The organism is Bacteroides sp. GD17 (assembly GCF_038448625.1).
Classification (GTDB): Bacteria; Bacteroidota; Bacteroidia; order Bacteroidales; family Bacteroidaceae; genus Bacteroides.
On record NZ_JBCEZS010000014.1, the window covers coordinates 128,767 to 155,225 of the forward strand.

The following is a 26,459-nucleotide window of genomic DNA, read 5'->3' on the forward strand; positions in this document are numbered from 1 at the left end:
AAAATTATTAGATAATGAATAAAATCATTAGCAAAGAACACTTTTCTGAAAAGGTCTTTAAGTTAGTCATTGAAGCACCGCTGATTGCTAAATCACGCAAGGCAGGACACTTTGTTATCGTACGTGTAGGCGAAAAAGGCGAACGCATGCCGCTTACCATAGCCGGTGCCGATCCGGTAAAAGGAACTATCACTTTGGTGGTACAGGAAGTCGGTCTCTCCTCTACCCGCCTTTGCGAACTGAACGAAGGCGACTACATCACAGACGTTGTGGGCCCGCTGGGACAAGCCACGCATATCGAGAAATTCGGTACGGTAGTCTGTGCCGGAGGTGGCGTAGGTGTAGCTCCGATGCTTCCCATCGTACAAGCACTGAAAGCTGCCGGCAACCGCGTAATCACCGTACTGGCCGGCCGTACCAAAGAACTGATTATCCTTGAAAAAGAAATGCGCGAAAGCTCCGACGAAGTCATCATCATGACCGACGACGGTTCATACGGTCGCAAAGGTCTGGTGACAGAAGGAGTAGAAGAAGTCATCAAGCGCGAGAAGGTAGACAAATGTTTCGCCATCGGCCCTGCCATCATGATGAAATTTGTTTGTTTGCTGACGAAGAAATACGAAATACCCACAGACGTATCGCTGAATACGATTATGGTGGACGGCACAGGCATGTGCGGCGCCTGCCGTATCACGATCGGCGGAAAGACCAAGTTCGTCTGTGTAGACGGCCCTGAGTTCGACGGTCACCAAGTGGACTTCGACGAAATGCTGAAGCGCATGGGCGCCTTCAAGAGCATAGAGCGCGAAGAAATGCACAAACTGGAAGAACAGGGCACTACCTGCCAAGCTACGGGCGAAACCATCGTAGACGAGAAGAGCCGCAACGCCGCATGGCGCCAGGAACTGCGCAAAGCCATGAAGCCGAAAGAACGCACCGCCATCCCCCGCGTGGAAATGAACGAGCTGGATGCCGAATATCGTTCGCACAGCCGTAAGGAAGAAGTAAACCAGGGATTGACGGAGGCACAAGCCTTGACAGAAGCCAAGCGTTGCCTGGACTGTGCCAACCCCGGCTGTATGGAAGGCTGCCCCGTAGGCATCGACATCCCCCGCTTCATCAAAAACATAGAGCGTGGCGAGTTCCTCGAAGCAGCCAAGACACTGAAAGAAACCAGTGCGCTGCCTGCCGTTTGCGGTCGCGTTTGTCCGCAAGAGAAACAGTGCGAATCGAAATGTATCCATCTGAAGATGAACGAGAAGCCGGTAGCCATCGGCTATCTGGAACGCTTTGCCGCCGACTACGAACGGGAGAGCGGACAAATCTCCGTACCGGAAATCAAAGAGAAGAACGGCATCAAGATAGCTGTCATCGGTTCGGGTCCTGCCGGTCTGTCGTTTGCCGGAGATATGGCGAAGTATGGTTACGATGTAACCGTATTCGAAGCGCTGCACGAGATTGGCGGTGTATTGAAATACGGCATCCCCGAATTCCGTCTGCCCAACAAGGTAGTGGATGTAGAGATTGACAACCTTGCCAAGATGGGAGTTAAGTTCATCAAGGACTGCATCATTGGCAAGACGCTCAGCGTAGAGCAACTGGAAGAAGAAGGCTTCAAAGGCATATTCATAGCCTCCGGTGCCGGACTGCCCAACTTTATGAACATCCCCGGCGAGAACTCCATCAACATCCTCTCGTCCAATGAGTACCTGACCCGCGTCAACCTGATGGACGCCGCCAGCGAAGACTCTGATACTCCGGTGCCTTTCGGCAAACGCGTAGCCGTTATCGGTGGCGGCAACACGGCGATGGACTCCGTGCGTACAGCACGCCGCCTGGGTGCCGAGCGTGCCATGATCATCTACCGTCGTTCGGAAGAGGAGATGCCCGCACGTATCGAAGAAGTGAAACATGCCAAAGAAGAAGGCGTAGAGTTCCTGACACTCCACAATCCGATAGAATACATTGCCGACGAACTGGGTAAAGTGAAACAAGTGGTTCTGCAAAAGATGGAACTCGGCGAACCGGATGCATCGGGACGTCGCAGCCCCGTTCCCATCCCCGGAGCTACCGAAACGATTGATATCGACCTGGCCATCGTCAGCGTAGGCGTATCGCCCAACCCGATTGTGCCGAGCTCCATCAAAGGTTTGGAGTTGGGACGTAAGGGAACAATTGCCGTCAACGATAGTATGCAGTCATCCATCCCGACCATCTTTGCCGGTGGCGATATCGTCCGCGGCGGTGCTACCGTCATCCTCGCTATGGGCGACGGACGAAAAGCAGCGGCGGCGATGAACGAGCAACTGAAGAAATAAGCACAGATAAATGGGAGTGTGTCAGAACGAATAATGGCTTACTATATGTTATAGATTTAGGCACGGATTACACGGATTTCGCGGTTTTAATTAACCAAGTTCCGTGAAATCCGTGCCTAAAAGAAACGATAAGGTCTGTTTTAACACCACCTCACTATTCCCTCTCTACCATTAAATCTAAAACCTCACGGATATGAAACGCATCTGTCTATCCGCCCTTTTCTGCCTGACTATCCTATCTGCAAACGCCCAGGATCAGAAGTACAATTTCGATACTCAAACAGAAGTGCTGTATCTGCTCGACAAGATTGGCGCAAGGTAGGATGCATCGCTTTATCTGAAATAAGAGAGTTCTTTATCAATATTAAAGTAGTTCTTTATCAGTATTAAAGCAGCGCTTTATCACTACTAAAGCAATGCTTTATCACTGCTAAAGCAACACTTTATCACTATTAAAGCAACACTTTATTATATATAAAGAAAGCATAAAGTACAAACCTACTGATTACCAACAAGAAACCCCGCTTGCTTATAAACAGCAAACGGGGTTTCTTATTGAGTATTTATTCAGGAGGAATTTACTTCACCACCTTGTTCGTCGCCGGATCGGGAAAGATCACCGACGGCTTGAACGACTTGGCTTCTTCAAAATCCATCAACGCGTACGACATGATAATAACGATATCATCCGGCTGCACCTTGCGGGCCGCCGCACCGTTCAGGCAAATCTTGCCCGAACCACGTTCACCCTTAATAATGTAGGTTTCAAAACGTTCACCGTTATTATTGTCGGCAATGTATACTTTCTCGCCGGCAATCATGTTAGCGGCATCCATCAGATCCTCGTCAATCGTGATGCTTCCCATATAGTTCAGGTTGGCTTCCGTGACGCGGGCGCAATGGATTTTCGACTTCAACACTTCAATCATCATAAGGTTGGCACTTTTTAGTTTATTACTCTTTGTACTTGATGTTGTCAATCAGTCGGACTTCTCCGCAGAACACTGTGATACAGCCTACTGCATAAGAGGTATCTTCCCAATCGGCAATCTTCTGCAACGTGTTGCCGTCCACCAGTTCAAAATATTCCAAACGCAGACCGGGAGCGGCTGCAATGGCGTCTTCTACAAACTTCTGTGTCTCGGCTACCGTGTGCGAGGCTGCAAAGGTACGACTTTCAAATAAAGTCTGCGAAATTTTTAAAGCATTTTTACGTTCTTCGGCAGACAAACGGGCATTACGGCTGCTCAAAGCCAGTCCGTCAGCTTCGCGAACGATGGGACATCCTACTATTTCCAGCGCATACTTCATCTGCCGAACCATCTCGCGGATGATAGCCAATTGCTGGAAATCCTTCTCCCCGAAGTAAGCACGGTCCGGCTTCACTGCATCGAACAGCTTACTCACAATCTGGCATACCCCATTGAAATGTCCCGGACGGAATGCTCCCTCCATCACCGTATCCAGCGGTGCATAGCTGAACTGGCGCGTATCCGGTTCCGGATACATCTCTTCTACCGAAGGCGCAAAGACATAAGCCGCTCCGCACTCCTCCAACAGACGGCAGTCAGCCTCCAGCGTGCGGGGATACTTCACTAAATCATTCTGATCGTTGAACTGAGTCGGATTTACAAATACACTCACTACAGCGGCATCATTCTCGGCCACACAACGTTTCACCAATGAGGCATGACCGGCATGCAGGGCACCCATTGTAGGCACCAGGCCCACCTTCTTTCCCTGAGCTCTCAAAGCCGACAGTCCGGCCTGCAAGTCCTTGATAGTATGTACTATTTCCATTTTTATCGGTTATATAATAATTTGGTTGTTCGCAAAAGCGGTGCAAAATAAACCATTATTTAGCATATAAAGAAGAAATATCGCAAATTAATGCAAAAGTTAGCTGACATCAGGGCAATTCATTCAGAGCATGCAAGGCTGAAAAACAAGCAGTTAACAATTCATAAGGAATTATAGACGCCCTCCGTTTGCTTTATTGCGCGATTTTTTTTATATCTTTGCAGAATAATTGAGAACATTGTTATTATGACAAAGGCGAACAAGGTTTTATTTATTACACAAGAGATTACCCCTTACGTTCCAGAATCCGAGATGTCCCTCGTAGGTAGAAATCTACCTCAGGCAATCCAAGAAAAAGGCAGAGAAATCAGAACGTTTATGCCCAAATGGGGAAACATCAACGAGCGCAGAAACCAACTGCACGAAGTGATACGACTCTCCGGTATGAACCTCATCATTGACGATACCGATCATCCGCTCATCATCAAAGTTGCTTCGATTCAGTCTGCGCGCATGCAGGTGTATTTCATCGACAACGATGATTATTTCCAGAACCGCATGCAGGCCACTGATGAGAACGGTGTAGAATATGAAGACAATGATGCCCGTGCCATCTTTTATGCCCGGGGTGTTTTGGAAACGGTGAAGAAACTGCGTTGGTGTCCGGACATCATCCATTGCCACGGCTGGATGACTGCTTTGGCGCCCTTATACATCAAGAAAGCATATAAAGACGAACCTTCCTTCAGAGATGCCAAAGTTGTATTCTCGCTTTACGAAGACGACTTCAAGCAATCTTTCCATCCGGACTTCCCCAGCAAACTGATGCTGAAGGGTATCAACAAGAAAGATATTGCCGGACTGAAAGACCCGATTGACTACACAGCACTTTGCAAGCTGGCTGCGGATTTCTCCGACGGCATCATCCAACAGAGCGAACACGTCAACGAAGAAGTGATGAAGCATGCCCGCGAGACAGGGAAAATGATATTAGACTATCAATCTCCCGAGAACTTCGCTGAAGCCTGCAACGACTTCTACGACAAGGTTTGGGAAGCAGAACAAGAATAAAATCGATTTAGACAATTATAACTATGAAAGTAAGATATCTAGGACTATTGCTTTTAGCACTCCTGACTTTCTTCGGATGCGATGACAACACCGGTACATTAGGTTTGGGAATGCTTCCCGGCTCCGATGGCATATCAGCGCATACTGCTACTTTTGAAGTAACAACACGATCCTTTGCTGCCGACTCGGTATATGCCAAAACCAGCACCGGATATGTAGGTAAATTCTCAGACCCGAAATTCGGCTATTATGAGTCCAGTTTCCTTACGGAACTGAACTGTACAGAGAACTTCACCCTTCCGGAAGTTTATAAATACGATCCGGTGACCAATACCGGAACGGGAAGTATGGCAGGAGATAGCGTAGTATCGGTTCAATTGGTAGTATATTATTCCAGTTGGTTCGGCGACTCTCTGAATGCTTGCCGGATGAGTGTGTACGAACTGGATAAAAAGCTCGATAAGAATCGTTATACCAACATCAATCCGGAAGAATATTACAACAAGTTCGATCCTAAATCGCTGCTTGGTCGTAAAGCCTATTCAGCCTACGACACTACGGTTCCCGATTCTGTAAGAAATGCAACAGATACATACGGTAACAAGACTTACTATCCCAATGTAACCTTCCCCTTGGATAAAAAGACATTCGGTGAAGACAGAATCTTAAAGGTATATCGGGAACATCCGGAATACTTTAAAGATGCCGCAACCTTTATTGACAAGATCTTTAAGGGAGTATATGTAAAAAGCGACTATTCAGATGGAACCATCCTTTATATAGACTATGTAGACTTGCAAATGCAATTCCGCTTCCATGTTGTAAATGATACGACAGGAGTCGCTTTAAAGAAGAAAGACGGAACAGACTCTTTAGCCTATGTAATGCGAACAGTCTTTGCCTCCACCAAGGAAGTTATTCAAGCCAACCAGTTCCTGAATTCCGACCTGCTCAATGACCGAGTGAAAGAACCCGACTGGACATATATCAAATCGCCCGCAGGTATCTTCACCGAAGCCACCATGCCATACGATAAGATTTACAACCAGTTATCCAACGATACCCTCAATGCCGTTAAGCTGACCTTCACCAACTACAATGAAGAAAGCAACTTTGAATACAGCATGACTCCTCCCAGCGATGTATTGTTGATACGAAAACAAGACTTGAAGACCTTCTTTGAGGGTAATAAGATTACAGACAATGTAACTTCATTTACCACCAAGCATAATTCTGTGGCAACCAATCAATATGTATTCAATAACATAGCCCGACTGGTGACAACCTGCATCAACGAAAAACAGGCAGCCAAGAAAGCGGCCAAAGAAAAGGCCGGCAGCTCGTGGAACGAAACCCAATGGGAAAACGACTGGAACACCAATGAAGCGACCAAGGACTGGGACAAAGTATTATTAATTCCTGTTTCAGTTACTTATGATAACAGTACCAGCAATAAAGCCATTATTGGCATTCAGAATGACTTGAAGCCAGGATATGCCAAACTGAAAGGTGGTCCGAACCAGCCTCCGTTGAAGATAGATGTTATTTATACAAGCTTTAGCGAGTAATAGATATTACCTCCATAAAAAAGCCTCCCCGCTCAGATGAACGGGGAGGCTTTTTTATGGAGAATCAGCAGTAATCTATTCCGCCTCTTTCTTCTTTGCAGTCTTTCTGGCAGCAGGCTTTTTGGCAGGAGCCTTGGCAGCAGGTTTCTCCGCAGCAGGTTTGGCAGCCTTTGCTTCCTTCTTCTTTTCAACGGCCTTTTCCTTTTCCAGCTTTGCCTGTACTATTTCCAGTTCTTTATGCAACTCTTCTATTTCATCTCCCTGGTTCTTGATAGTGGTCAGCAGCGCATTCAGCTCTTCATTATCAATGTCTACCGGATAAAGAGAGTCAACACGTTTGATGAAGTCGCCCAGAATATTCATATAATTGGTGAACGCATCATAAGGAGATTCATAGATGCCACGGTTCAAGCCCACTCCGCTATTCTTGGTCGTCATGAAGCGGAAGTTATTACTTGCCTGCAAGTAGTCCCAGTCTTGCTTGATACGGCGGTCGTCACAGAGATGTACACGTTCGGCCACGCTATACAGTTTGTTGAATGCTTCGCGCTGCATCGTGTTACCCAGCCAGCAACTTGTATCTCTCTCCTCGTCCACCCAAGACATCGGATACGGAACATCCAATTGGGAAACAGACTTCAACTTCGTAACAATCTCGGTAGGCGTAGAGAATGTGATGCCTTTCTCCTTTGCACAAATGGGCAATGCTTTCAGGAACTCCAGAATATTGGAGGACAGCGGTTGTGCCATGCCCAGCGCACAAAGTTCCATAAAGATGTTGATAACCTGCTCTTCCTGCGGCAAGGCATCGATCCAATTGATATACTTGTCGGCAAACAAAGGATACTCGTTCCACTCGGAGTTGGAGAAACGCAAACTGATATCATCCGAGAGCTTAAAGTCGCGCAACAGCAGCTTCAGGTTCTGATTCATGGCACAGTGGTATACATAGTGCGGACTCTTCCAACCCAAAACATGCTTGGCACCTTCGGTAAGCATACCCTTAAAGCCCAGATCGGCTACTATCGCACCAATCTCATCCGAATAAATCAGGCTTGAGTTACGGAACACCTTCGGAGCCTTGCCGAACATTTGTTTCATCTTTGCACTCTGGCGTTTTACTTCTTCCCTGAAGCAATCTTCATTGGCAAGTGAAGAAAGTCCATGAGAATAAGGCTCGGCCAGGAACTCGCAGCAACCGGTATCGTTCAACTGTTGCAACAGGTCGATTACAGCAGGAGCATGGATTTCGAGCTGCTCCAATGCAACTCCCGAGATGGACAAAGCCACCTTAAACGCACCACCGGAATTCTTCACCATTTCAATCAGCGTGTTCAGCGCCGGAATGTAGGAGCGTTCAGCCACCTCGTTGATGCTCATTTCGTTGGCATAATCATCATAGTAATAATGATCAACCCCTATATCAAAGAAACGGTAACGTTTCAAATGAATAATTTGATGTATCTCAAAATAAAGACAGATAGTTCTCATTTCTATATATTGTTTTATTATTTACCATAGTTTCTTAACACATCCTCATAGAGGGCACGGATTCGCAGACCGACCTTCTCCCATGTAATTCCGTCCACTTCCTTCTTGCCTTCTTCCTGAAGGTAATGGAAGAGCGACTGATTGGTGCAGAGGGAGTAAATGGCGTCGGCCATCGCATGAATATCCCAGTAATCGGTCTTAATCACCTTATCAAGGATTTCACCGCATCCCGACTGCTTTGAGATAATAGAAGGCGTTCCACACTGCATGGCCTCAAGCGGGGCAATACCGAAAGGCTCGGATACAGAAGGCATGACGAATACATCGCTATTCTTATAGACCTCGTACACCTGCCTGCCCTTCATGAAGCCCGGGAAGTGGAAGCGGTCGGCAATGCCGCGTTCGGCAGCCAGATTAATCATAGCATTCAGCATATCGCCCGAACCTGCCATTACAAAGCGGATGTTACGGGTACGCCGCAACACCAGCGATGCAGCCTCTACAAAGTATTCCGGTCCCTTCTGCATGGTGATACGTCCAAGGAAAGTCACCACCTTCTCTTTCGCATGATCGGGGCGCGGAATGTCCAGCAGCTCCTGCGAAAGCGGATAAACGGCATTGTGCATGGCAAATACCTTCTTCGGATTCTGGTGATACTCGTTGATAACCGTACGGCGGGTAAGCTCGGACACGCACATGATGCAGTCCGCATAGTCCATACCGTTCTTCTCGATAGAGTATACAGTAGGATTCACTTTACCGCGCGAACGGTCGAAATCCGTAGCATGAACATGGATACAAAGCGGTTTGCCGCTTACCATCTTGGCATGCACACCGGCAGGATACGTCAGCCAGTCGTGGGCATGAATGATGTCGAACTCCTGCCTGCGCGCCACAACGCCCGCAATGACCGAGAAATTATTTATTTCTTCGTGCAGGTTTCCGGGATAACCGCCGGCAAACTCCATACAGCCAATGTCATTGACATGCATATAAGAGAAATCGGCATAGATATGATCGCGGAAAGCGTAATACTCTTCCGGTGTCGAAGTCTGCAAACGCGACTGCAAATAACCGTAATCCACATCGCGCCACACAATCGGCACCTGGTTCATGCCTACTATATTCAAAAACTTTTCTTCTTCTCCGCAAGGCTTAGGCATACAGAAGGTTGTTTCTATATCACCCTGCGCACTCAATCCCTTAGTTATTCCATAAGAAGCAACTGCAAGACCACCATATATTTTGGGAGGGAATTCCCATCCAAACATTAAAACTTTCATCTTCGTTCCTCCTTTTATAAATTATACTTAGACAATAACTTCAAGATACGCAGAATTTCGGCCACGTTCATGGCAAAAGATACCGCGCCCCGGCCGGTAAACGGAGGATTACCATCAAACAATTCGGGCAATGTACCGATGCAATGGGAGGTCATTTCATCTTCCATGCCGATCAATTGTCTTTCTACAAACGACACTCCGCTCATCTTGTAGATGCGCAGGTATGCTTCCATATAGAAGCCCATGAGCCACGGCCAGGCTGTTCCCTGATGGTAAGCATAGTCTCTCTGCATCTGCGGGCCTACATAGTTCGGATTGTAGCCGCCACTCTTGGGACTCAGCGTACGCAAGCCTTTCGGGGTCAGCAGTTCCTTCGTCACGATGTCCAGTATCTGCTTCTTCTGCGCCCTGTCCAGCGGAGAGTAATCGAGAGCAACCGCGAACAACATGTTCGGACGAACGCTCCAATCCATCATATAGCCGTCCACATAGTCAAACAGATAGCCGTATTCATTGCGGAACGTATCTACAAAGGACTTGCCCGTCACTTCAGCCTGTGCATCCAGGCTGTCGGCAAGCACTGCATTTCCGGCTTCACGAACCATATCGGCCACAAAACGGAGTGCATTGTACCACAAAGCGTTCACTTCTACAATATAGCCGGTACGAGGAATGACGGGGCGTCCGTTGACAGTGGAATTCATCCACGTTACCGCCTTCTCCTTCCCGTTGGTATAAAGCAACCCGTTATCGTGCAAGAAGAGGTTATCGTGCTTGCGGTCGCGGATATATCCCATGATATCCTCCAGCAACTTGCCGTACATCTGCCGGCAATGCTCGCGCGAAGTCTCCTTGGCATATTGCTGCAAAGCCCAGATGGCCCACAGCAGAACATCGGGATGCTCCATCTCATAGATCTTATAAGAAGAAGCCTCGCCATTGATAAACTCGTAAATAGCCTTCTCGGCTGTCTTCATAACATCTTCAAACTCATCTTGTTCGTCAACAGCCAGCGTCAATCCGGGCAAGGCGATAAACAAGTCGCGGGCACGGCACTTGAACCAGGGATAACCGGCAAGCACATAATGCTCGTCTCCCTGCTTGTTGTGGAACTGGTGCGCCGAGTTTTTCAAGCAATGATAGAAGCTGTCGCGTGGAGTGCGGTCGGCCACTTCGGCTTCGAAGGTCTGCTTCAGTTTGCGCGGAGATATTTCGGATATACCGGCAGAGAAGACAATGCTCTCTCCTTTCTTTATATCCACTTCGAAATAGCCGGGCACGTAGAGGTCTTCGTTGAAGTCATATCCACGTTCCTGTTCCTTAGGATACTCGATACCACGATACCAGTCGGGCTGGTAGTGGAACTCATTTTTCTTGTTCAACTGCATGAAGAGCTCCGGATAACCGGGGTACATGCAAGTCTTGATGCCATTCTCCACCAGCTGGTAGTCACGGCTTGCCAATGCATTCTCGTGCGTATACTCGCGTACACTACGGAATGCCAGGAAGGGGCGGAACCGAAGCGTGGTTGCCGAATGGGCATCAACCAAGGTATAACGGATCAGAATCCGGTTCTCATGATGTACAAAAAGTTTTTCTTTCCGGAGGATCACACCTCCTACACGATAGGTAGTTGCCGGGATGTTTTCACAATCGAACTCGCGGATATACTTGTGCCCGTTAGGACTGAAGTGGTCTCCTTGATACTTGTGCAACCCCAGGTTAAACTCCGCACCGTGCTGAATTACCGTTTCATCCAAAGAAGATAGCAGCACATGATTTTCATCATCCAGGTTGGGGACAGGTATCACCAACAGACCGTGATATTTGCGTGTGTTACAATCTACAATTGTTGTACAATGATAGGCACCCGACTTATTCGTCCGAAGTATCTCCCTTGGTAAAGATTCTTGCAGATTGATCATCAGGGTCTTGTCAAATCGTAAATAACTCATAGTTGTGCATTATTTAAAGGTTAATTATTCAGGTACCATGCGCTACAAGCCATGTAGCGATGCCCAAAAATACAAATTAAAGCTTATAGGCAAAATAAAAAGTCAGTTTATTTTCGGTTTTTAGTCAAATAATGCGTAGTATTGTACAAAAATAGCAAATGTTATACTAAATATGAAGCATGATATACGCAGAATAGTCCTGGCAGGGGTCCTACCGTTATTCTTACTGTTCATTCTATACATTGTGAAGTTTTTGGAGACAGGCATGGATTGGGATCTTTCCCGGTTGGGAGTGTACCCGATGGAACAGCGAGGCGTATTGGGAATTTTTACTCATCCGCTTATACATAGCAGTTTCAGCCATCTGCTTGCCAATACCATTCCGTTATTCTTCCTGATGTGGTGCTTGTTTTATTTCTATCGCGACATTGCATCTTACATATTTTTTGCCATCTGGATAGCCTCCGGTATATTTACCTTTATTATAGGTAAACCGGGATGGCATATCGGAGCCAGCGGCATCGTCTACGGGCTGGCCTTCTTTCTGTTTTTCAGCGGAATACTGCGCAAGCATGTGCCGCTCATCGCCATCTCCCTGCTGGTAACATTCTTATACGGCGGACTGGTATGGAACATGTTCCCGCAATTTGCCAAGATAACCACCTCCTGGGAGGGGCACCTCAGCGGAGCCATCGCAGGCACCCTTTGCTCCATAGGTTTTATGAATTACGGCCCTCAACGCCCCGACCCGTTCGCTGACGAGGGCGATGAAGAGGAGGAGGAAGAAGAGGAAAAGGAGGATAACGAAAATACGGAAAGAAGCGAATGATAAGTTCTTCCTAAATTGACACTCTTATAATCAATGCTTTTGCAGCGCCTCTATCAGCAACGTTATGTTCGCCGTAAACAGTCTTACGGAGATTGCCAGCAGAATAATTCCGAAGAACTTACGGATAAGGTAAATACCTCCTTTGCCGAGGAAACGCTCCACGCGCCCGGTCATGCTGACCACAAAATACACCCATATCATGTTCAGCACCAATGCTATGATGATGTTGACGCTGGCATACTCGGCACGCAACGAGAGCAACGTAGTGAAAGCCCCCGCTCCTGCCAGCAACGGAAATACCAGCGGCACCAGCGTCGCTTCCTTGATAGGTCCCTGGTTTTTAAAGATCTCCACATCGAGAATCATCTCCAGCGACATCAGGAAGATGACGAACGCACCTGCCACGGCAAACGATTCGATATCGACATGAAACAACTTCAGCATCATGTCTCCGGCATAGAAAAAGCCGATCAACAAAGCAAACGATATCAAAGTCGCCTTCGTTGCATTCACATCCTTTCCCTTTTCCTTCAGATTGATAATGATAGGAATTGAACCAATAATATCTATTACAGCAAACAGTACGATAAAAGCGCTGGTCATCTGTTGCCAATTAAATGCTGAAAACATACGATCCTCCTTTTTTTTGCAAATATAGTTCATTTTTATGCATTCCGCAAGATTTCTTTGCGACGAATGAATAGTGTGTTTAAGAAATAATAAAAAAAACAAAAAGAGAGGCAAAGAGTTTACGGCACACCTTGATTATACCTACTTTTGTTTGGAACTAGAAGAAAAAATGATATGGATACAATGTTCGATACATTACTGCAACTGCCACTCTTTCAGGGACTAGCCCAAGAAGACTTCACCAATATTTTAGGAAAAGTAAGACTGAACTTTATAAAGCATAAAGCAGGCGAAACCATCCTGAGAGCGGGCGACACGTGCAATCAGCTCGTATTTGTACTGAAAGGCGAAGTCGCCTTCTCCACTTCGTCCTTAGATGCATCATACAGTTTCACAGAGCATCTGCAAGCCCCCTATCTGATAGAACCGCAGTCTATGTTCGGTATGAACACCACCTACGTATCGACCTACGTAGCAGAGACAGAAGCACATACGGTAAGCATCAGCAAGGCTTTTGTAATAAGTGAACTGTTCAGATACGATATTTTCCGGTTGAACTACATGAATGTGATCAGCAACCGCTCGCAAAACCTCAGCCACCGCCTCTGGACAAGGAGTGATGATAATCTTGAAAAACAGATCAGCCACTTCATCCTGATGCATATCGAGCGTCCGGCAGGCAGAAAAGTAATGAAAATCAAGATGGAAGAGCTTGCTCAAATCGTCAACGACACACGTATGGGAGTGTCGAGGGCGCTGAACAGTATGCAGGAAAAGAATCTGCTGGAACTGCACAGAGGGGAGATTATAATTCCGGAAGCAGCAAAGTTGCTGTAAATTAGAGCAGATTAATCATAAGAGAGAATATTACTCTGTCATTCAGAGCGAAGCGAAGAATCTCTTCCCCTTGCATAAAGAGAAGAGATTCTTCGCTTCGCTCTGAATGACAGAGTAATACATTTTAATGAAAGAGTCAATAAAGACTTACTCCCACTCTATCGTTGCAGGTGGTTTTGACGAGATATCATAAGTCACTCGGTTCACCCCTTTCACCTTATTAATAATGTCATTGGAGATCTTGCCGAGGAACTCATAAGGCAGATGCGCCCAGTCGGCAGTCATGGCATCCGTAGAAGTCACGGCACGCAGGGCAACGGCGCGTTCGTACGTACGTTCATCTCCCATCACACCCACGGACTGCACAGGAAGCAGGATAACGCCTGCCTGCCAAACCTGATGATAAAGAGCCGTCTCGTTACCATCGGCATCCTTCACCATCCAGTCACGCAAGCCCTGGATAAAGATATCGTCGGCATCTTGCAGAATGCGTACTTTCTCCGGAGTAATATCGCCGAGGATACGCACAGCCAGTCCCGGTCCAGGGAAAGGATGGCGGGTAATCAGATGTTCGGGCATCCCCAACTCACGACCTACGCGGCGAACTTCATCCTTGAACAGCAGACGAAGCGGCTCGCAAAGTTTCAAGTTCATCTTTTCGGGCAGACCACCTACATTGTGATGGCTCTTGATAACCGTTCCGGTGATGGAAAGGGACTCGATGCAGTCAGGATAAATAGTACCCTGTGCCAGCCATTTCACATCTTTAATCTTGTGGGCTTCTTCGTCGAAAACGTCGATAAAGCCTTTACCTATAATCTTGCGTTTCTTTTCGGGCTCCGTAACTCCGGCCAGCTCTGCAAAGAACTTGGCACTGGCATCCACACCGATCACGTTCAGGCCGAGGCACTCATAATCGTGCAGCACGTTCTTAAACTCATTCTTGCGCAGCATACCGTGGTCTACGAAGATACAAGTCAGGTTCTTACCGATGGCACGGTTCAGCAGCACGGCAGCAACCGACGAGTCAACACCGCCGCTCAGGCCAAGCACTACTTTATCGTCGCCTACCTGTTCTTTCAGTTGGGCTACCGTTGTTTCGATGAACGAAGCAGCACTCCAATCCTGCTTGCAACCACAAACATCTACTACGAAATTCTTCAGCATCTGCGTGCCGTCTTCGGTATGATAAACTTCGGGATGGAACTGTACGCCCCACATCTTCTCGCCTTCCACCTGGTAAGCGGCGATTTTCACTTTGTCGGTCGAAGCAACTGTCTTGAAGTTCGCAGGAATAGCAGTAATCGTGTCGCCGTGGCTCATCCACACCTGGCTATTGTCCTTTACGCCTTTGAAGAGCACATTGTCCTTATCGAAAGAGCTCAGGTGTGCACGTCCGTACTCGCGGCTACCGGCAGGTTCCACCTTGCCGCCGTTGGTGTAGGCAATGAATTGTGCACCGTAGCAGATACCCAGAATAGGATACTTCCCGCGGATTTCATTCAAATCTATCTTGAACGCACTTTCATCGTACACAGAGAACGGACTCCCCGAAAGGATCACTCCTTTTACACTTTCATCCCCCTTCGGGAATTTATTGTAAGGTACAATTTCGCAATACACATTCAATTCGCGAACGCGACGGCCGATGAGCTGCGTGGTTTGCGAACCGAAATCAAGAATTATAATCTTTTCTTGCATAGAAACAGAGGTGTTAGTAATTTGGAGCACAAAGATACAACTATTTTGTTATTAACTAAATCATCAAATACTAAAATTATGGCAACAGTAAAAATCAGGAGGAAATATATGCTTCTCTTTTTCAGGAAGCAAATAATTGCTCTGCAAGCAAACGGCAAGTTGGGGACTGCCCACAACTATCAAAGTACACTGAACAGTTTCTCTGCTTTTCTGGGTGGAACGGACATCTTGTTCTCAAGATGCAACGAAGAGTTGATACACGAATATGACATCTGGTTACAAAAAGGAGAAATAGCGCGAAACACAAGATCTTTCTATATGCGGATATTAAGATCGGTGTACAACAAGGCTGTCAGCCTGCATTTCGCCAGGCAGCCTCATCCCTTCCAGCATGTGTACACGGGAGTAGACCGCACCCGCAAACGTGCAGTCAGTGAGGAAACCATCATACAGTTGCAAAAGTTGGTACTGCGGTCTTCGGCCTCTCTCACATTGGCACGCGACATCTTCATCTTCAGTTACACCACACGCGGCATGGCTTTCATCGACATCGCTTTCCTGCGCAAAGAGAATATAGTCAACGGAACAATCGTTTATACCCGCCACAAAACAGGGCAAAAGCTCACGATTCTGATAGAACCGTGTATGGCAAAAATCATCGTGCGCTATCTGAAAGACAACACGGGCAGTCCTTATCTGTTCCCGCTTATCACTTCCACCGATCCGGTCAAGAGCTATACGCAATATCAGTCGGCCTTGGGGTATTACAATCGCCGGCTGAAAAGATTAGGAGAACTGATAGGCTTGGATGTGCCTTTGACTTCGTATTGCGCCCGGCATACATGGGCCACCGCAGCACGCAACCACAACATACCGCTGTCAGTGATTAGTGCAGGTATGGGGCATGTGTCCGAAAAAACCACCCAGATATATTTAGCGTCTTTGGACGCTTCCGTGATAGACCAGGCAAATCGGGAAATTTTGGGATTGCTGGATGTATGACAAGGAGGAGGCATCGTAAGAGACGGGGACTACTCGTCTCTTACTGACTAAAAGAATAAATAAATTATAAACTGTCTATCTCTTCAACAGATAACCCGGTAGCTTTCGATATAATATCATTCGAAACTCCCAGTTGTTTCAAATTCAACGCATTGACTCTATTTTGTTCTTCGCGTCCTTCTTCACGGCCCTCTTCGCGTCCCTCTTCACGGCCCTCTTCCCATCCTTCTTCACGTCCTTCCATCCGGGCCGTATTCACAGCATTCACGATGTCACGATACGCCTTCACGCTATCTTCATATTCACGCAACTGGCTGGGAGTGAAACGTGCTATCGACGCAGCTTCGAACAGCCGGCTGAAAACGCGCTCTTGCAAAGCTACCGGACGCGCCAGCAAGCGGGAAAGGTTTTTCAGGACAAATACCCATTTCTCGAAGATCGTTTCCAGTTCCTCCTCCGTCTTGGTAAACTTAGGAAGCTCAAGATAGATAAACGTGAGTTTGTCATAGAATACTTTCTTCGTATTTACGTCCATCAGTTTCACCTCATGGTGGTAATAATCCTTGGAATTCTTGTCTTCATCGAACACGAAGTTCAGTATGCCCACTGTATAGACTGCTTCCAGGCGGTAGTTCCATTCGCCACGCTGCGCCTGTTCACGGATGGGAAAAGTGGAATAGTAGACGCTGCGGTCTTTGAAGAATTGCTGGAATACATTTTGCATCTCGACGATGAACCGTTCACCGGTTTCGGTCTCACAATAGACATCAAATATCGCGCGGCGGTCTTCTTTGCGGATGCCCAGTTGTTCGCTGTTCAGATAAGTAAGATCGGTAATGGAATGCATGCCGTGGAAGAGGGCATTCAGAAAGCCAATCAGCAAATCCTTGTTCATCGGAGTACCGAAAAGATACTTAAACCCAAAATCGGTTCGAGGATCTATATAGACTTCTTTTAATTCCATGGATGACATAAGCGTGAGATTAAGACATTCTTTAATGGGAACAAAGATAAGCTTTTTATTCGAACATGAAGCAACAGCATCCGGTTTTAATTTAGCTTATCATAATTAAGCAATGCATTTTATTATCATGGACTATCAAATCTAATAAAAACATTTGAAATAACGAAACTGATAAGTAGTATGATAGACCGGACAAAATGAAAGTCTTTTAAATGACTGAATTTGTAACGTCTCTTTATAAGAGACAGCACAATGTGTTGGCAAAAGTATTAATTAATGCAGACATAAACAAATATAAGCAAGGAAAAATTTAATAAGATCATTCACGATTTGATTTCAACATTTTAAAGATCAGCATATTACATTAATATAAAATAATCATAGGTATTAATTCTTTAAATATATAGTCAATCTCTATTTTTTATAAACTTATTTCAGTTGGCGATGAAAAAATATTAAAGTCGTCTCATTAAATGAAAAATAATCATCTGTAAAATATTGATTTATTGATCGTTATCCCTGTTGTGCTGTCTCTTATAAAGAGACGTCACAAAATTAAAAAGGGGATATTAAAGCAAACAAGCAATTAACTAATTGAAAAACACTGCATTACAGCGATTTCAAGGTCCCAAAGGTATGCCCTGACGCAAGCATAACACAATAAAATTCAGAACAGAACAATGGGTAGTACAACAGAAGAAACCGGTGAAGAAACCACCGTTTGGTACGCTATGTATGCTTACAAAAAAGAACTACATGTCCAAAAGGAGTTGAAGAAAGAAAATATTGAAAGTTTCATTCCCATGTGCTATACCATCAAAGAACATCACGGAAGGAAAGAACGGATACTTGTCCCCGCCATTTCCAACCTGGTCTTTGTCCGTACCACCAAATCTGTTTTGACCGAGTTCAAAACAAGAAATCCTTATCTGCAATACATCACGCAAAAAACGGATTCGGGACGAAAAATCATTATCGTACCCGGCTGCCAGATGCAGGATTTCATCAGAGTAGCACAGAAATACGAGGAAGACCTCACCTATTATAAACCTGAAGAAATCTGCCTGGAAAAAGGACAGAAAGTACGCGTCCACGGCGGTGCATTCGATGGCGTGGAAGGAGTACTTCTGAAGGTAAAGGGCAAACGCAGCAAACGGATTGTCATCAAGATACCGGGCATCGTAGCCATCGCAACCGCCTACATAGAACCGGAATTCATAGAAATCATAAAGCCCGGCCGCCGTTTATAGTTCCGCGTATTCTTCGCGGGCGTCGAAACACGGACATGCCTTGTGTATGGATGCACTGAGCTGGTAATGCCCCAGTATCCGGGCTCCGGGATAATCCGATTTCAGCTGCCGTAGCAAGTCAAGCAATGAACACTTCTGCGCATAAGTCCGTGTATCGGCGGGTCGGCCCGTTTCATCGAGTCCGCCTTCGTAGCAGATACCGAGGCTATGATCATTCCAACCGGTGGCGTGCGCACCGATCTGATGGGCAGGGCGGCAAATGTGGACTTCCCCGTCGCGGGTGATGTAGAAATGATAACCGATGCTGGCAAAGCCGCGTTGCAGATGGCAGCGGAGCAGTGCTTCTACAGGGAAGTCGCGGTCACAGCGCGTTGCGCTGCAATGAACTACCAGGAGGCGTACCTCCCGATAGTTCTGATAAAAGCTGCCTGCTTTCATGGTCAGCCGATGATGCCTGTACAGGCGCCCAGCCCGAAAGCACCTGCTACTGCCGTTGCCACAGCGATTATCACTTTGAGTATAACACTCCATTTTGAAGACGATTTTTCACTCATAATTCTATAGTTTTAATATTTAATAATTTGATTTGCAAATGGGAATTTAGGGGCGCAGCGCCCCGGCAAGATTTCCATTCGGATTACTTGCGCAGCAAGCCTGAAAGGCTTTCATTTATCAGTCCGGCAAAGCCTGAAGGGCTTTCATCTATCAGCCCAGGGCAACGCCCTGGGTAATAATGTTGTTCTATCTCTGCGCCCTGAAAGGGCAAAAGCCCGTGTGTTATATCTTATGCCCTTTCAGGGCGTAAGGCGAGGGGACGTTCTTAAACCCAGGGCGATGCCCTGGGCTAATAGATAAAAGCCTTTCAGGCTTGCTGCGCTGATGCTTGGCTGCGCTAAATTATCAGCCCAGCGGATTTTCACTCTGGTCCCCATCCGAACCGCCCTGGCCACCGCCGTCATTACCTCCGCCGGTATCCCCACCTCCGCCGGTGATAGTTCCGGTCAGGTCAACGGTTGTTTTTCCGGCCTTCAGGGCCTTCACCACGGCACGCGCTGCCGAACGGGTGGCAACCAAGTTGAACTCCGCTTCCTCCAGCAAGTCTTCGAAGCGCTGGCCGCAAGTCCAGTTCACGTTCAGTTTTCGGACGTGGATGGCAGGGTTGAACTCCTTGGCCGAAACCGCCCCGATGCTGTTGATGCTGACGTAGAAACTCCCCAGGTCGCCCAACTGGATCTTTTGGCCGGCCAGCAGCTGCTCCCGCATACAGTCCACAGACATGGTGAGGATGGCTACGATGTCCGAACGTTTATACACACAGCCATGGCTGGCAATGTGTTCGGCAAACCGGTTGATGTCCATCACTTCTGAATACTGCGCACTGGCATACGCTTTCTTGGCAGCCGACTTATTGACGGGATTGCCGCGCATCACGATACTGTAATTGATCATAAATTAAGAATTAAAAATTAATAATTAAAAGTTATGGAGAGACGATACTAATCTTCGAGGCTTACGATTACTAATCTTCGCGCGTCGTGATTACTAATCTTCACCCTTCATCGTCTGACAGGACAAAGATACATCATCCCTACAGCCGTTCCGCCCGGTTTATAACGATGACGAGCCATGCTGCCGAATGATGCACATTGATGCACGATAACGAGACGTAAACCCTTGATCGTGTGGAGGAAAAAGTGTATATTTGTAATGAATTAAAAGAACAAGACTCATGATACAAAAAGACACTGCCGATACCGTTTCCTTTCACATCCGCCCCTATGGCATAGGCGAACTTGCCCGGCTCTACAGCCCCCATATCACCGTGGGTGCCGCCCGCCGCAAGCTGATGCTTTGGATCGCCCTGCAACCCTCTCTGACTGTTGCACTCCGCAATTCCGGCTTCTGCAACAAAGTACGCAGTTTCACGTCTGCACAAGTGCGGCTCATAGTGGAGGCGCTGGGTGAACCCTGATACAGCTAATTCATCAATTATCAATCAACCCAACCCAGGGCTCCCTGTCTTTCGTCATCACCCTGCCCTGGCTTTCCGCCATCACCTGCTCCTCGGACTCCCGTTCGTCGTAGCGCCCGCAAGGCTGGCGCACGTAGAGCACGCTGCCCGTCTGGCAGAGTTCCTGGTCGCGCACTTTCAGCATGTCGAGGCGGGTATAGTTCCGGTCCGGCTGTTGCACGCGGGTGATGGAGAAGATGAAGTCGGCAAGATTGGCCCAGTTGGCACTCCCCGAGATGGTGTACATGTCAATCTCTTCCAACTCGTTCTTGCCGCTCAGCTTTTTCAGGCTGCGCGGGTGAGCCACGATGACCACCCATATCCGGTTGATGCGTCCCCATGCCTGCATCTGCGTCAGCATACTCCTGATGGCTTGCGTCTCAGTGTTGTAACGGCCCGTTTCCACTTCCATGAACAGATAGGGGTCGACGATGAGATATTTCAACGGTACAGTGCGCCGCACCATGTCGGCACGCGAAAGGATATTGGCAGGTGTGGGCGGCACCTCGTGCAAGTCGAGATGCACCATGTGCCCGTTCAGAAAGCTGACGATAGGCTGTAGCTGCTCCCGCGTATAGTTGGCGGTATTTACCTTGCCCAGCATCAGCTGGATAAGGCGGGCGATATGCTTGTTCTTGTCCGGCACTTCAAAAGAGAGGTAGCAAACGTAACGGCCTGTTTTGGCCATCAGCCGGCAAGTAAGGTCGTTCAGGAAATCGGTTTTCCCGCTGTTGGGCATCCCGGTCTCAATCACCAGGCCGCCCTGGTCGGTGGGATGAAACACATGATCCGTCAGCGGGCCGAAGCCCACATCGTAACCGTGGTCGTATTCCCCGTGCAGCACATTCATTATTTCGTCCGCACGCTCGTTCACGGTGATGATGTCCGTGGTCTGTTGCGGGCGGGCCGAGTCGATGATTTCGCGCACCACTTCCACGCCGTAGGTGGTGAGTACGTCGGAGATGTCCTTGCAGTCGGCGGGTAATGTGGTGAGCAGGCAGCGGGCACCGAAGTAGTCGGTCAGATGCTTTACCAAGGTTCGGCCGGGCAGGTCGCAGTCACCACAGAGCACGATGTCGTGCGCCTGGTCTATCCAGGACTCGAAGGCTTCAAACGATTTCCCCAGGTCGCTGGCGGCTCCGTTAGGCACGCTGATGACGTAGGGATATCCGGCTTCGGTCAGCGTCAGCACATCTTTCTCGCCCTCGGTGATAATCAGCCGGGGAATGCTGTCCTCGCTTACGCGGAGCGGATTGAGGCAATCGATGTTATAAGGCGGACACGGAGTGGTGGGCGAGTCCTGGCTCCAGCATTTGGTATAACCGGCCGCCTTGTTCTCGTCCGCAGCAGGTACCCGGGAGGCATCGCACGAACGGTACTTCGCATTGACGGGTTGCCCGTTGACGTAGTTCAGGTAGGCGATGCAATGATATATCGTCCCGACGGACTTCTTGCCGTCCTCTTCCTTGCCGAAGCAGCGGTGGGTGAGGCAGCCGATACGAGCGCCGATAGCCGTTGCCAGTGAGATGCCCTGGTCGGCAAGGTAGCGGCGGGCCGACAGCTGATCCTGATCGGTCGTTTCAGGATCGTCGGTCAAGGGTTTTATCCTGGCGAACACTTCCGGTGTAAGGTGTTTGTAGTCTTCGGGAATCATCGGTACTTCCGAGGAAGATTTTCCACCGCCGCCTTCTGCACCGCTATTGCCGCTTGCACAGCCGCTTGCGCGGCAAACAGGCTTGTTCGTGCCGAAGGCATTGCCCCCGGTGCCTGCACCAAAGGTAGAATCCGTATACGGACGCTCTTCCCAGAAGTCTTTCAACTTCCCGTGGAAGTCGCAACCGCCGTAGAAACAATGATACAGTCCCGTTGCCTTGGAGATGGAGAGATGCTTCTTTCCGCACTTGGGGCAGACGGTTACAAAATTCTTACCCGCGCTTTTGCGTTCGGGAAAGTCAGAGAGAGAATAAAATGCTTTCATTACAAATTCATATTTTCATTATAAATTAATATCAGGTGTCCACTCCTTGCTCAACACGTTCCAAATGGCTTCTGCCGAAGGCCTTGGCTGTGCACCGTCGGGGATATTGACCGCTCCTTCCACTGCATCGTCATAGAACCGCAGGCCCGACTCCGGGTCTGTCCATTCAAATTCGCTGACGGGATGATTGCTCCTCTGCGTGTTCCGGTTCTCTACGACGGCCTGTTGGCGTATCTTGCGTCCCTGGCAGGCGGCCTCGTTCAGCAAGCGTTGCCCGTGGGCCGATTTTATCAGATTGCTTAGCCAGCAGATGCGTCCGGCATGGTTCGACTTCATGAAGCGGGCCTGCCCGGCAAAGTACGGGATCAGTAATTCGTTGACCAGATAAACCAGATTGTCGCAGGCATGTTGCCTCGTCAGCTTTTCGTGCAGTTGAAACCAGTTTATCAGTGGAGTCAGCAGTTGCGCTTTCTCCGAAGGAGTCTTGTTGATGAGATGGAAAAACTCTTTGGCGGCAGCCAAAGATTCAGGTGTAACGATATTTTCCTTGGAAGAATCTGATGTAGGATCCTCATCGCCGATAGGCGAAAGTTCTTCGTTAGAAGAATCCCCTTTAGTATATATATTATATATATTATCAGCCGGGCAAGTTCCCGGTAAAGTTCCCGGTAAAATGCCGGATTTTGTGCGTCCTCCGGCAGCAGTAGATGTAAAACATTCCGAATTCCAAAGCGGAGAACAGAACGACGATGTGGCATAAATGTTATTGCCGGACACGATGCCGAAAGAGCCGCATTGCTTGACGGCACCTATCATGACAGCAGTATTCTTGAACCTCATTGAGGTGCAGAGATCGTAGAAGTTCTCCACCGGATAAACGCGCTCCTCATTCATGTAGGCAGTCTGTCCGAGATAAAGATCCAACAGTTTGGTACTGACCGAATCGGTGATATTCCTGCTCTTCCACAGCCTGAGCAGTTTTTGCAGTTCCGCCACGGAGACGGACGATTTGAGTGCTTTCATTGCTTATTGGTTTTAAATATGCCGTGAAGTTACGGAGAAAGAAAAAAACCGAATTACCAACTGTTGGTAATCCATTTTGCAAATGCAACAACAATTAACAAAGATTTAATAAATGAAGAATTTTAAAAGCAACTACAACTACCATAACTGGGGCGAATGCATCGAACAACTTCGCACCGAGCTGGATATCCATATCACCACACTTTGTACAGACTGCAACATCAGTACCCGCACGTATTACGAAGTACGGTCAGGGTTGATACCAACATCAGCTATTACCTGCGCATCCCGGACTATCTGCACGAGTTCGTCATAGAAGAGAAAGATTTCCGCAAGCTATGGATGAAGTTGGGAGGAATGGAAAACAGAAACGATTAGGAATATTTTTTCCAAAAATAATTCATATAAAGCATACATAAGATACAGAAAAAATGTATTTTTGCAAAAAAGCCCAACTTGCTCATGAAGTCACAAAAAGAGTACATAGCATTGCTTCGCGAATACTTTCACACTACTGCCTCTCAATATGGCGTGGTGAGAATGGCAATCTTTGGTTCTGTTTCGCGTGACGAGCAACAAGATAATAGCGATATAGACATTGCTTATGAAGGTCAACCAGACATTTTCACGCGCATTCGTATGAAAAAAGAGTTAGAGCAACTATTCAACTGCAAGGTTGATATTATTAGATTGAGCAAGCAAGTTACAGAATCCCTATTTGGGAAGAACATTTCAAAAGATTTGATTTATGTCTAATCCCACTCGCATACTTTCTTTATTAGACAGAATAGAGGACGCTATTATCTTGATAGATGAAAATACCTCTTACATAAAGTCACCTGACAATTTTTTATGTAGTTCTGACGGTATGTTTGCCTTGAGTGGCGTTTGCATGCAATTAATTTTTATCGGTGAAAGCGTCAAAGTGATTGATGCCAAGACTGGGCATAATTATTTGCCTCATTATACCAATATTCCTTGGACGGATATAATGGGATTACGTGACATTATAGCTCACGAGTATCATCATATTGATGTAGAAGAAATTTTTAAAGTGATAAAGTATGACTTACCCACTCTATTGGAAACAGTCAAGCAAATGAAAAAGGATTTCGCAAACTGATCACAAAATCTTAATCAAAAAGACAATTCGACGTGGACTACAGCGCCTTTAGGGCATTGTAGCTATATACTGCGTACTTACCACCAACATAAATATCATGCTGACACCATTAACACAGACGGCTATATCGGTACTCAACGACATAGCCCAGGGAAATACGCAGGAAATCCTGCCCTATTATGCCCTGGTACAGAACACCGTTTCCGAACTGCTTCTGAAACTCGAAGCAGGAGGACTGATACGTTGCAAGGATACCGAGCAGCGAGACCTGCTGACCGCCTACGAACTGGCAAGGCCCAGCTATCAGATAACCTTGCTCGACCTGCTGGAAGCCATCGGTGAGCATCTGAACTGCAACCATCCCACACACGAGATGCTGTACCAGCATTATCGCGGTGCAGCTGCAAAACTCGGAGTAATCAATCACATGACGCGCCTCTATCTGGCAGAAATCAAACTGAACGACTTGTTCTGAATAATACGGCAATTCATGAAATGGAAAAATAAACAGATTTATCCACAGCTTGCGATACACTCCCTGTTTGTCGCATTGCCCCTGCTTGCAATGTTGCAAGCCTGCTCCAAACACTCCTCCGAGCCCGAACCAATACCCATACAACTGTATATCGGTATCCGTACCCGAGCCGCAGTAGACGCTTTCGACGGTACTCCCGTATGCGTGGCATGCGGAAGCGTTTCAGGAAGCTATACACAATGCTGGGACGGCGTTGCAACAGGCAATGAGATTACCCTTGTCCCCGTGCGGTATTACCCCACGGACGGCACCCCCGTTTACCTGCGCGGATTCTACCCTCCCGCATCACCGGCAGAAGACGGAACACTGACATACACCCTCACCGGGGAAGAAGACCTGATGCTGACAGCCGAACAAAACGGATCGGCGGAGAATCCCTTCACGGCAGATACAGAAAAGATGCTGGTACACCGCCACCTGCTCACCCAACTGAGCTTCCGACTGAAACTGGATGTAGAAAATCCCGAACAATACAGCATCCGTTCACTCCGCCTGAACGGGCTGGCGCAGGAAGTGACGCTTTCACTGATCACCGAAAAGTTGGAGTGCGGCACTCCGGCACCGCCCGTCATCCTCTATGACAGTGAGAAGTCAGGCAACTGTTTCCCCTTCGAAGCAGGCGTTGCCGAGCTGCCAGGCTTTGTACTGGTACAGCCGGAAGCGGAGTTCACCATAGACCTGCGCCTGGCTGTGGATGAAGAGCCGGAGAACGACCTGGTCTACACCGGTCTGCCCATCCACTTTGAAGGAGGCGTAGGCGCAGGAGGAATATCCTACACCGTTTCAGTAGAAATTCCCGATCCTTCCTCACTCGATCCAAAGGCGGTAAACGTAACGGCAACCGTCGGGCATTGGGAGGACGGTAGTGGTGGAAACGGGGAGCTGGTGACAAAACACCTGTAATTCAGGGAAAAGACACCTGTCATTCAGGACAGACAGTTCTGATTAATCAGGAACATTACATAAGAAATTCAAGTTTCACAAGTTCTTTTAAATGGGAATTTAGCGCGCGCAAGCGCGCTTGAGTTATGAGCAAGAGTATCTCCAACCCCTCCGCCTGAAAGGGGAGGTGTCCGTAGGACGGAGGGGT

At 47.7% G+C, this 26,459-nt stretch carries 27 protein-coding genes; 14 read left to right on the top strand and 13 right to left on the bottom strand.

The features are described from left to right. Nucleotides 1-14: 14 nt before the first annotated feature. Together AAE250_RS19020 and AAE250_RS19025 are read left to right on the top strand one after the other, a co-directional pair. Nucleotides 15-2,318, top strand: a complete 2,304-nt coding sequence (locus AAE250_RS19020; protein WP_294601559.1) for a bifunctional dihydroorotate dehydrogenase B NAD binding subunit/NADPH-dependent glutamate synthase — start codon at nucleotides 15-17, stop codon at nucleotides 2,316-2,318. A gap of 193 nt (nucleotides 2,319-2,511) precedes the next feature. Then, entirely contained in the window at nucleotides 2,512-2,640 is a 129-nt protein-coding gene (locus AAE250_RS19025) for a hypothetical protein (protein WP_294601560.1), read from the top strand. 256 nt (nucleotides 2,641-2,896) lie between these two features. Here the strand turns inward: AAE250_RS19025 and panD are convergent, their stop codons facing one another. Continuing rightward, on the bottom strand, nucleotides 2,897-3,250 hold the full coding sequence (gene panD, locus AAE250_RS19030) for an aspartate 1-decarboxylase (protein WP_294601561.1): 354 nt from the start codon (nucleotides 3,248-3,250) through the stop codon (nucleotides 2,897-2,899). A gap of 22 nt (nucleotides 3,251-3,272) precedes the next feature. Continuing rightward, nucleotides 3,273-4,118, bottom strand: a complete 846-nt coding sequence (gene panC / locus AAE250_RS19035; RefSeq protein ID WP_294601563.1) for a pantoate--beta-alanine ligase — start codon at nucleotides 4,116-4,118, stop codon at nucleotides 3,273-3,275. A 246-nt stretch (nucleotides 4,119-4,364) separates the two neighbouring features. Here panC and AAE250_RS19040 point away from each other — a divergent pair, with 246 nt between their 5' ends. After that, complete coding sequence (locus AAE250_RS19040; RefSeq protein ID WP_294601565.1) at nucleotides 4,365-5,189, top strand: glycogen/starch synthase; 825 nt, start codon at nucleotides 4,365-4,367, stop codon at nucleotides 5,187-5,189. 23 nt (nucleotides 5,190-5,212) lie between these two features. Then, the gene (locus AAE250_RS19045; RefSeq protein ID WP_294601567.1) at nucleotides 5,213-6,757 is read left to right on the top strand and encodes a DUF4270 domain-containing protein; all 1,545 of its coding nucleotides are present in this window, start codon (nucleotides 5,213-5,215) and stop codon (nucleotides 6,755-6,757) included. A gap of 75 nt (nucleotides 6,758-6,832) precedes the next feature. Here the strand turns inward: AAE250_RS19045 and AAE250_RS19050 are convergent, their stop codons facing one another. From AAE250_RS19050 to AAE250_RS19060, 3 genes are read right to left on the bottom strand one after another with little or no spacing between them, the layout of a single operon-like run. Then, nucleotides 6,833-8,248, bottom strand: coding sequence for a glycoside hydrolase family 57 protein (locus AAE250_RS19050; protein ID WP_294601569.1), 1,416 nt, complete (start codon nucleotides 8,246-8,248; stop codon nucleotides 6,833-6,835). A 17-nt stretch (nucleotides 8,249-8,265) separates the two neighbouring features. Continuing rightward, on the bottom strand, nucleotides 8,266-9,531 hold the full coding sequence (locus AAE250_RS19055; RefSeq protein WP_294601571.1) for a glycosyltransferase family 4 protein: 1,266 nt from the start codon (nucleotides 9,529-9,531) through the stop codon (nucleotides 8,266-8,268). 14 nt (nucleotides 9,532-9,545) lie between these two features. After that, nucleotides 9,546-11,486: a glycogen debranching enzyme N-terminal domain-containing protein gene (locus AAE250_RS19060; protein ID WP_294601572.1), complete on the bottom strand. Its 1,941-nt coding sequence runs from the start codon at nucleotides 11,484-11,486 to the stop codon at nucleotides 9,546-9,548. 172 nt (nucleotides 11,487-11,658) lie between these two features. On the opposite strand from AAE250_RS19060, the gene AAE250_RS19065 reads away from it, so the two are divergent. Beyond that, nucleotides 11,659-12,315, top strand: a complete 657-nt coding sequence (locus AAE250_RS19065) for a rhomboid family intramembrane serine protease (protein ID WP_294601574.1) — start codon at nucleotides 11,659-11,661, stop codon at nucleotides 12,313-12,315. Between the two features lie 30 nt (nucleotides 12,316-12,345). Here AAE250_RS19065 and AAE250_RS19070 read toward each other — a convergent pair whose 3' ends face one another. After that, the gene (locus tag AAE250_RS19070; RefSeq protein WP_294601576.1) at nucleotides 12,346-12,945 is read right to left on the bottom strand and encodes a MarC family protein; all 600 of its coding nucleotides are present in this window, start codon (nucleotides 12,943-12,945) and stop codon (nucleotides 12,346-12,348) included. Between the two features lie 174 nt (nucleotides 12,946-13,119). On the opposite strand from AAE250_RS19070, the gene AAE250_RS19075 reads away from it, so the two are divergent. Continuing rightward, nucleotides 13,120-13,782, top strand: a complete 663-nt coding sequence (locus tag AAE250_RS19075; RefSeq protein WP_294601578.1) for a Crp/Fnr family transcriptional regulator — start codon at nucleotides 13,120-13,122, stop codon at nucleotides 13,780-13,782. 147 nt (nucleotides 13,783-13,929) lie between these two features. On the opposite strand, the gene guaA is transcribed toward AAE250_RS19075, so the two are convergent. Then, complete coding sequence (gene guaA / locus AAE250_RS19080; protein WP_294601579.1) at nucleotides 13,930-15,483, bottom strand: glutamine-hydrolyzing GMP synthase; 1,554 nt, start codon at nucleotides 15,481-15,483, stop codon at nucleotides 13,930-13,932. Nucleotides 15,484-15,561: 78 nt separating this feature from the next. Here guaA and AAE250_RS19085 point away from each other — a divergent pair, with 78 nt between their 5' ends. Further along, a complete protein-coding gene (locus tag AAE250_RS19085) occupies nucleotides 15,562-16,485 on the top strand; it encodes a tyrosine-type recombinase/integrase (protein ID WP_294601581.1) in 924 nt (307 codons plus the stop codon). Between the two features lie 64 nt (nucleotides 16,486-16,549). Here the strand turns inward: AAE250_RS19085 and AAE250_RS19090 are convergent, their stop codons facing one another. Continuing rightward, nucleotides 16,550-17,458, bottom strand: coding sequence for an Rpn family recombination-promoting nuclease/putative transposase (locus AAE250_RS19090; RefSeq protein WP_294601583.1), 909 nt, complete (start codon nucleotides 17,456-17,458; stop codon nucleotides 16,550-16,552). Nucleotides 17,459-18,129: 671 nt separating this feature from the next. On the opposite strand from AAE250_RS19090, the gene AAE250_RS19095 reads away from it, so the two are divergent. Then, nucleotides 18,130-18,699 carry a UpxY family transcription antiterminator gene (locus AAE250_RS19095; RefSeq protein WP_342289293.1) on the top strand — a complete coding sequence of 190 codons (570 nt, stop codon included), beginning with the start codon at nucleotides 18,130-18,132 and terminating at the stop codon, nucleotides 18,697-18,699. On the opposite strand, the gene AAE250_RS19100 is transcribed toward AAE250_RS19095, so the two are convergent. The 3 genes from AAE250_RS19100 to AAE250_RS19110 all read right to left on the bottom strand — a co-directional run bounded on the left by AAE250_RS19100 (nucleotide 18,694) and on the right by AAE250_RS19110 (nucleotide 20,148). After that, nucleotides 18,694-19,137 (bottom strand): N-acetylmuramoyl-L-alanine amidase, encoded by a 444-nt coding sequence (locus AAE250_RS19100; protein ID WP_294601586.1) that lies wholly within the window; start codon nucleotides 19,135-19,137, stop codon nucleotides 18,694-18,696. The two genes, AAE250_RS19095 and AAE250_RS19100, sit on opposite strands and share 6 nt — an antisense overlap. Before the next feature lie 2 nt (nucleotides 19,138-19,139). Continuing rightward, the gene (locus AAE250_RS19105) at nucleotides 19,140-19,253 is read right to left on the bottom strand and encodes a smalltalk protein (protein WP_294601588.1); all 114 of its coding nucleotides are present in this window, start codon (nucleotides 19,251-19,253) and stop codon (nucleotides 19,140-19,142) included. A 346-nt stretch (nucleotides 19,254-19,599) separates the two neighbouring features. Then, nucleotides 19,600-20,148, bottom strand: a complete 549-nt coding sequence (locus tag AAE250_RS19110) for an HU family DNA-binding protein (RefSeq protein ID WP_294601590.1) — start codon at nucleotides 20,146-20,148, stop codon at nucleotides 19,600-19,602. 280 nt (nucleotides 20,149-20,428) lie between these two features. On the opposite strand from AAE250_RS19110, the gene AAE250_RS19115 reads away from it, so the two are divergent. Then, nucleotides 20,429-20,671 (top strand): DUF4248 domain-containing protein, encoded by a 243-nt coding sequence (locus AAE250_RS19115; RefSeq protein ID WP_294601592.1) that lies wholly within the window; start codon nucleotides 20,429-20,431, stop codon nucleotides 20,669-20,671. Nucleotides 20,672-20,684: 13 nt separating this feature from the next. On the opposite strand, the gene AAE250_RS19120 is transcribed toward AAE250_RS19115, so the two are convergent. Together AAE250_RS19120 and AAE250_RS19125 are read right to left on the bottom strand one after the other, a co-directional pair. Continuing rightward, nucleotides 20,685-22,688, bottom strand: a complete 2,004-nt coding sequence (locus tag AAE250_RS19120) for a bifunctional DNA primase/helicase (RefSeq protein WP_294601594.1) — start codon at nucleotides 22,686-22,688, stop codon at nucleotides 20,685-20,687. 18 nt (nucleotides 22,689-22,706) lie between these two features. Beyond that, nucleotides 22,707-23,711, bottom strand: a complete 1,005-nt coding sequence (locus AAE250_RS19125; RefSeq protein WP_294601595.1) for a hypothetical protein — start codon at nucleotides 23,709-23,711, stop codon at nucleotides 22,707-22,709. A gap of 156 nt (nucleotides 23,712-23,867) precedes the next feature. On the opposite strand from AAE250_RS19125, the gene AAE250_RS19130 reads away from it, so the two are divergent. The 5 genes from AAE250_RS19130 (at nucleotide 23,868) to AAE250_RS19150 (ending at nucleotide 26,272) form a co-directional block, all read left to right on the top strand. After that, complete coding sequence (locus AAE250_RS19130; RefSeq protein WP_342289294.1) at nucleotides 23,868-24,089, top strand: hypothetical protein; 222 nt, start codon at nucleotides 23,868-23,870, stop codon at nucleotides 24,087-24,089. A gap of 84 nt (nucleotides 24,090-24,173) precedes the next feature. Then, on the top strand, nucleotides 24,174-24,467 hold the full coding sequence (locus tag AAE250_RS19135) for a nucleotidyltransferase family protein (protein WP_294601598.1): 294 nt from the start codon (nucleotides 24,174-24,176) through the stop codon (nucleotides 24,465-24,467). Next, the gene (locus tag AAE250_RS19140; protein WP_294601600.1) at nucleotides 24,460-24,834 is read left to right on the top strand and encodes a HepT-like ribonuclease domain-containing protein; all 375 of its coding nucleotides are present in this window, start codon (nucleotides 24,460-24,462) and stop codon (nucleotides 24,832-24,834) included. Before AAE250_RS19135 ends, AAE250_RS19140 begins: the two co-directional genes overlap by 8 nt. A 97-nt stretch (nucleotides 24,835-24,931) precedes the next feature. Then, complete coding sequence (locus AAE250_RS19145) at nucleotides 24,932-25,309, top strand: hypothetical protein (RefSeq protein WP_294600799.1); 378 nt, start codon at nucleotides 24,932-24,934, stop codon at nucleotides 25,307-25,309. 15 nt (nucleotides 25,310-25,324) lie between these two features. After that, nucleotides 25,325-26,272, top strand: a complete 948-nt coding sequence (locus tag AAE250_RS19150) for a fimbrillin family protein (protein ID WP_342289295.1) — start codon at nucleotides 25,325-25,327, stop codon at nucleotides 26,270-26,272. The last annotated feature ends 187 nt before the right edge of the window (nucleotides 26,273-26,459 follow it).

Bases quoted from the DNA above. Each gene is read 5' to 3' on its own strand.
- AAE250_RS19050 (WP_294601569.1), bottom strand. From the start codon at position 8,248: ATGAGAACTATCTGTCTTTATTTTGAGATACATCAAATTATTCATTTG.
- AAE250_RS19075 (WP_294601578.1), top strand. From the start codon at position 13,120: ATGGATACAATGTTCGATACATTACTGCAACTGCCACTCTTTCAGGGA.
- AAE250_RS19150 (WP_342289295.1), top strand. From the start codon at position 25,325: ATGAAATGGAAAAATAAACAGATTTATCCACAGCTTGCGATACACTCC.
- AAE250_RS19140 (WP_294601600.1), top strand. From the start codon at position 24,460: ATGTCTAATCCCACTCGCATACTTTCTTTATTAGACAGAATAGAGGAC.
- guaA (WP_294601579.1), bottom strand. From the start codon at position 15,483: ATGCAAGAAAAGATTATAATTCTTGATTTCGGTTCGCAAACCACGCAG.
- AAE250_RS19045 (WP_294601567.1), top strand. From the start codon at position 5,213: ATGAAAGTAAGATATCTAGGACTATTGCTTTTAGCACTCCTGACTTTC.
- AAE250_RS19085 (WP_294601581.1), top strand. From the start codon at position 15,562: ATGGCAACAGTAAAAATCAGGAGGAAATATATGCTTCTCTTTTTCAGG.
- AAE250_RS19125 (WP_294601595.1), bottom strand. From the start codon at position 23,711: ATGAAAGCACTCAAATCGTCCGTCTCCGTGGCGGAACTGCAAAAACTG.
- AAE250_RS19115 (WP_294601592.1), top strand. From the start codon at position 20,429: ATGATACAAAAAGACACTGCCGATACCGTTTCCTTTCACATCCGCCCC.
- AAE250_RS19145 (WP_294600799.1), top strand. From the start codon at position 24,932: ATGCTGACACCATTAACACAGACGGCTATATCGGTACTCAACGACATA.
- AAE250_RS19025 (WP_294601560.1), top strand. From the start codon at position 2,512: ATGAAACGCATCTGTCTATCCGCCCTTTTCTGCCTGACTATCCTATCT.
- AAE250_RS19090 (WP_294601583.1), bottom strand. From the start codon at position 17,458: ATGTCATCCATGGAATTAAAAGAAGTCTATATAGATCCTCGAACCGAT.
- AAE250_RS19040 (WP_294601565.1), top strand. From the start codon at position 4,365: ATGACAAAGGCGAACAAGGTTTTATTTATTACACAAGAGATTACCCCT.
- panD (WP_294601561.1), bottom strand. From the start codon at position 3,250: ATGATGATTGAAGTGTTGAAGTCGAAAATCCATTGCGCCCGCGTCACG.
- AAE250_RS19120 (WP_294601594.1), bottom strand. From the start codon at position 22,688: ATGAAAGCATTTTATTCTCTCTCTGACTTTCCCGAACGCAAAAGCGCG.
- AAE250_RS19110 (WP_294601590.1), bottom strand. From the start codon at position 20,148: ATGATCAATTACAGTATCGTGATGCGCGGCAATCCCGTCAATAAGTCG.
- AAE250_RS19055 (WP_294601571.1), bottom strand. From the start codon at position 9,531: ATGAAAGTTTTAATGTTTGGATGGGAATTCCCTCCCAAAATATATGGT.
- AAE250_RS19095 (WP_342289293.1), top strand. From the start codon at position 18,130: ATGGGTAGTACAACAGAAGAAACCGGTGAAGAAACCACCGTTTGGTAC.
- AAE250_RS19060 (WP_294601572.1), bottom strand. From the start codon at position 11,486: ATGAGTTATTTACGATTTGACAAGACCCTGATGATCAATCTGCAAGAA.
- AAE250_RS19130 (WP_342289294.1), top strand. From the start codon at position 23,868: ATGCATCGAACAACTTCGCACCGAGCTGGATATCCATATCACCACACT.
- AAE250_RS19020 (WP_294601559.1), top strand. From the start codon at position 15: ATGAATAAAATCATTAGCAAAGAACACTTTTCTGAAAAGGTCTTTAAG.
- AAE250_RS19105 (WP_294601588.1), bottom strand. From the start codon at position 19,253: ATGAGTGAAAAATCGTCTTCAAAATGGAGTGTTATACTCAAAGTGATA.
- panC (WP_294601563.1), bottom strand. From the start codon at position 4,118: ATGGAAATAGTACATACTATCAAGGACTTGCAGGCCGGACTGTCGGCT.
- AAE250_RS19135 (WP_294601598.1), top strand. From the start codon at position 24,174: ATGAAGTCACAAAAAGAGTACATAGCATTGCTTCGCGAATACTTTCAC.
- AAE250_RS19100 (WP_294601586.1), bottom strand. From the start codon at position 19,137: ATGAAAGCAGGCAGCTTTTATCAGAACTATCGGGAGGTACGCCTCCTG.
- AAE250_RS19070 (WP_294601576.1), bottom strand. From the start codon at position 12,945: ATGTTTTCAGCATTTAATTGGCAACAGATGACCAGCGCTTTTATCGTA.
- AAE250_RS19065 (WP_294601574.1), top strand. From the start codon at position 11,659: ATGAAGCATGATATACGCAGAATAGTCCTGGCAGGGGTCCTACCGTTA.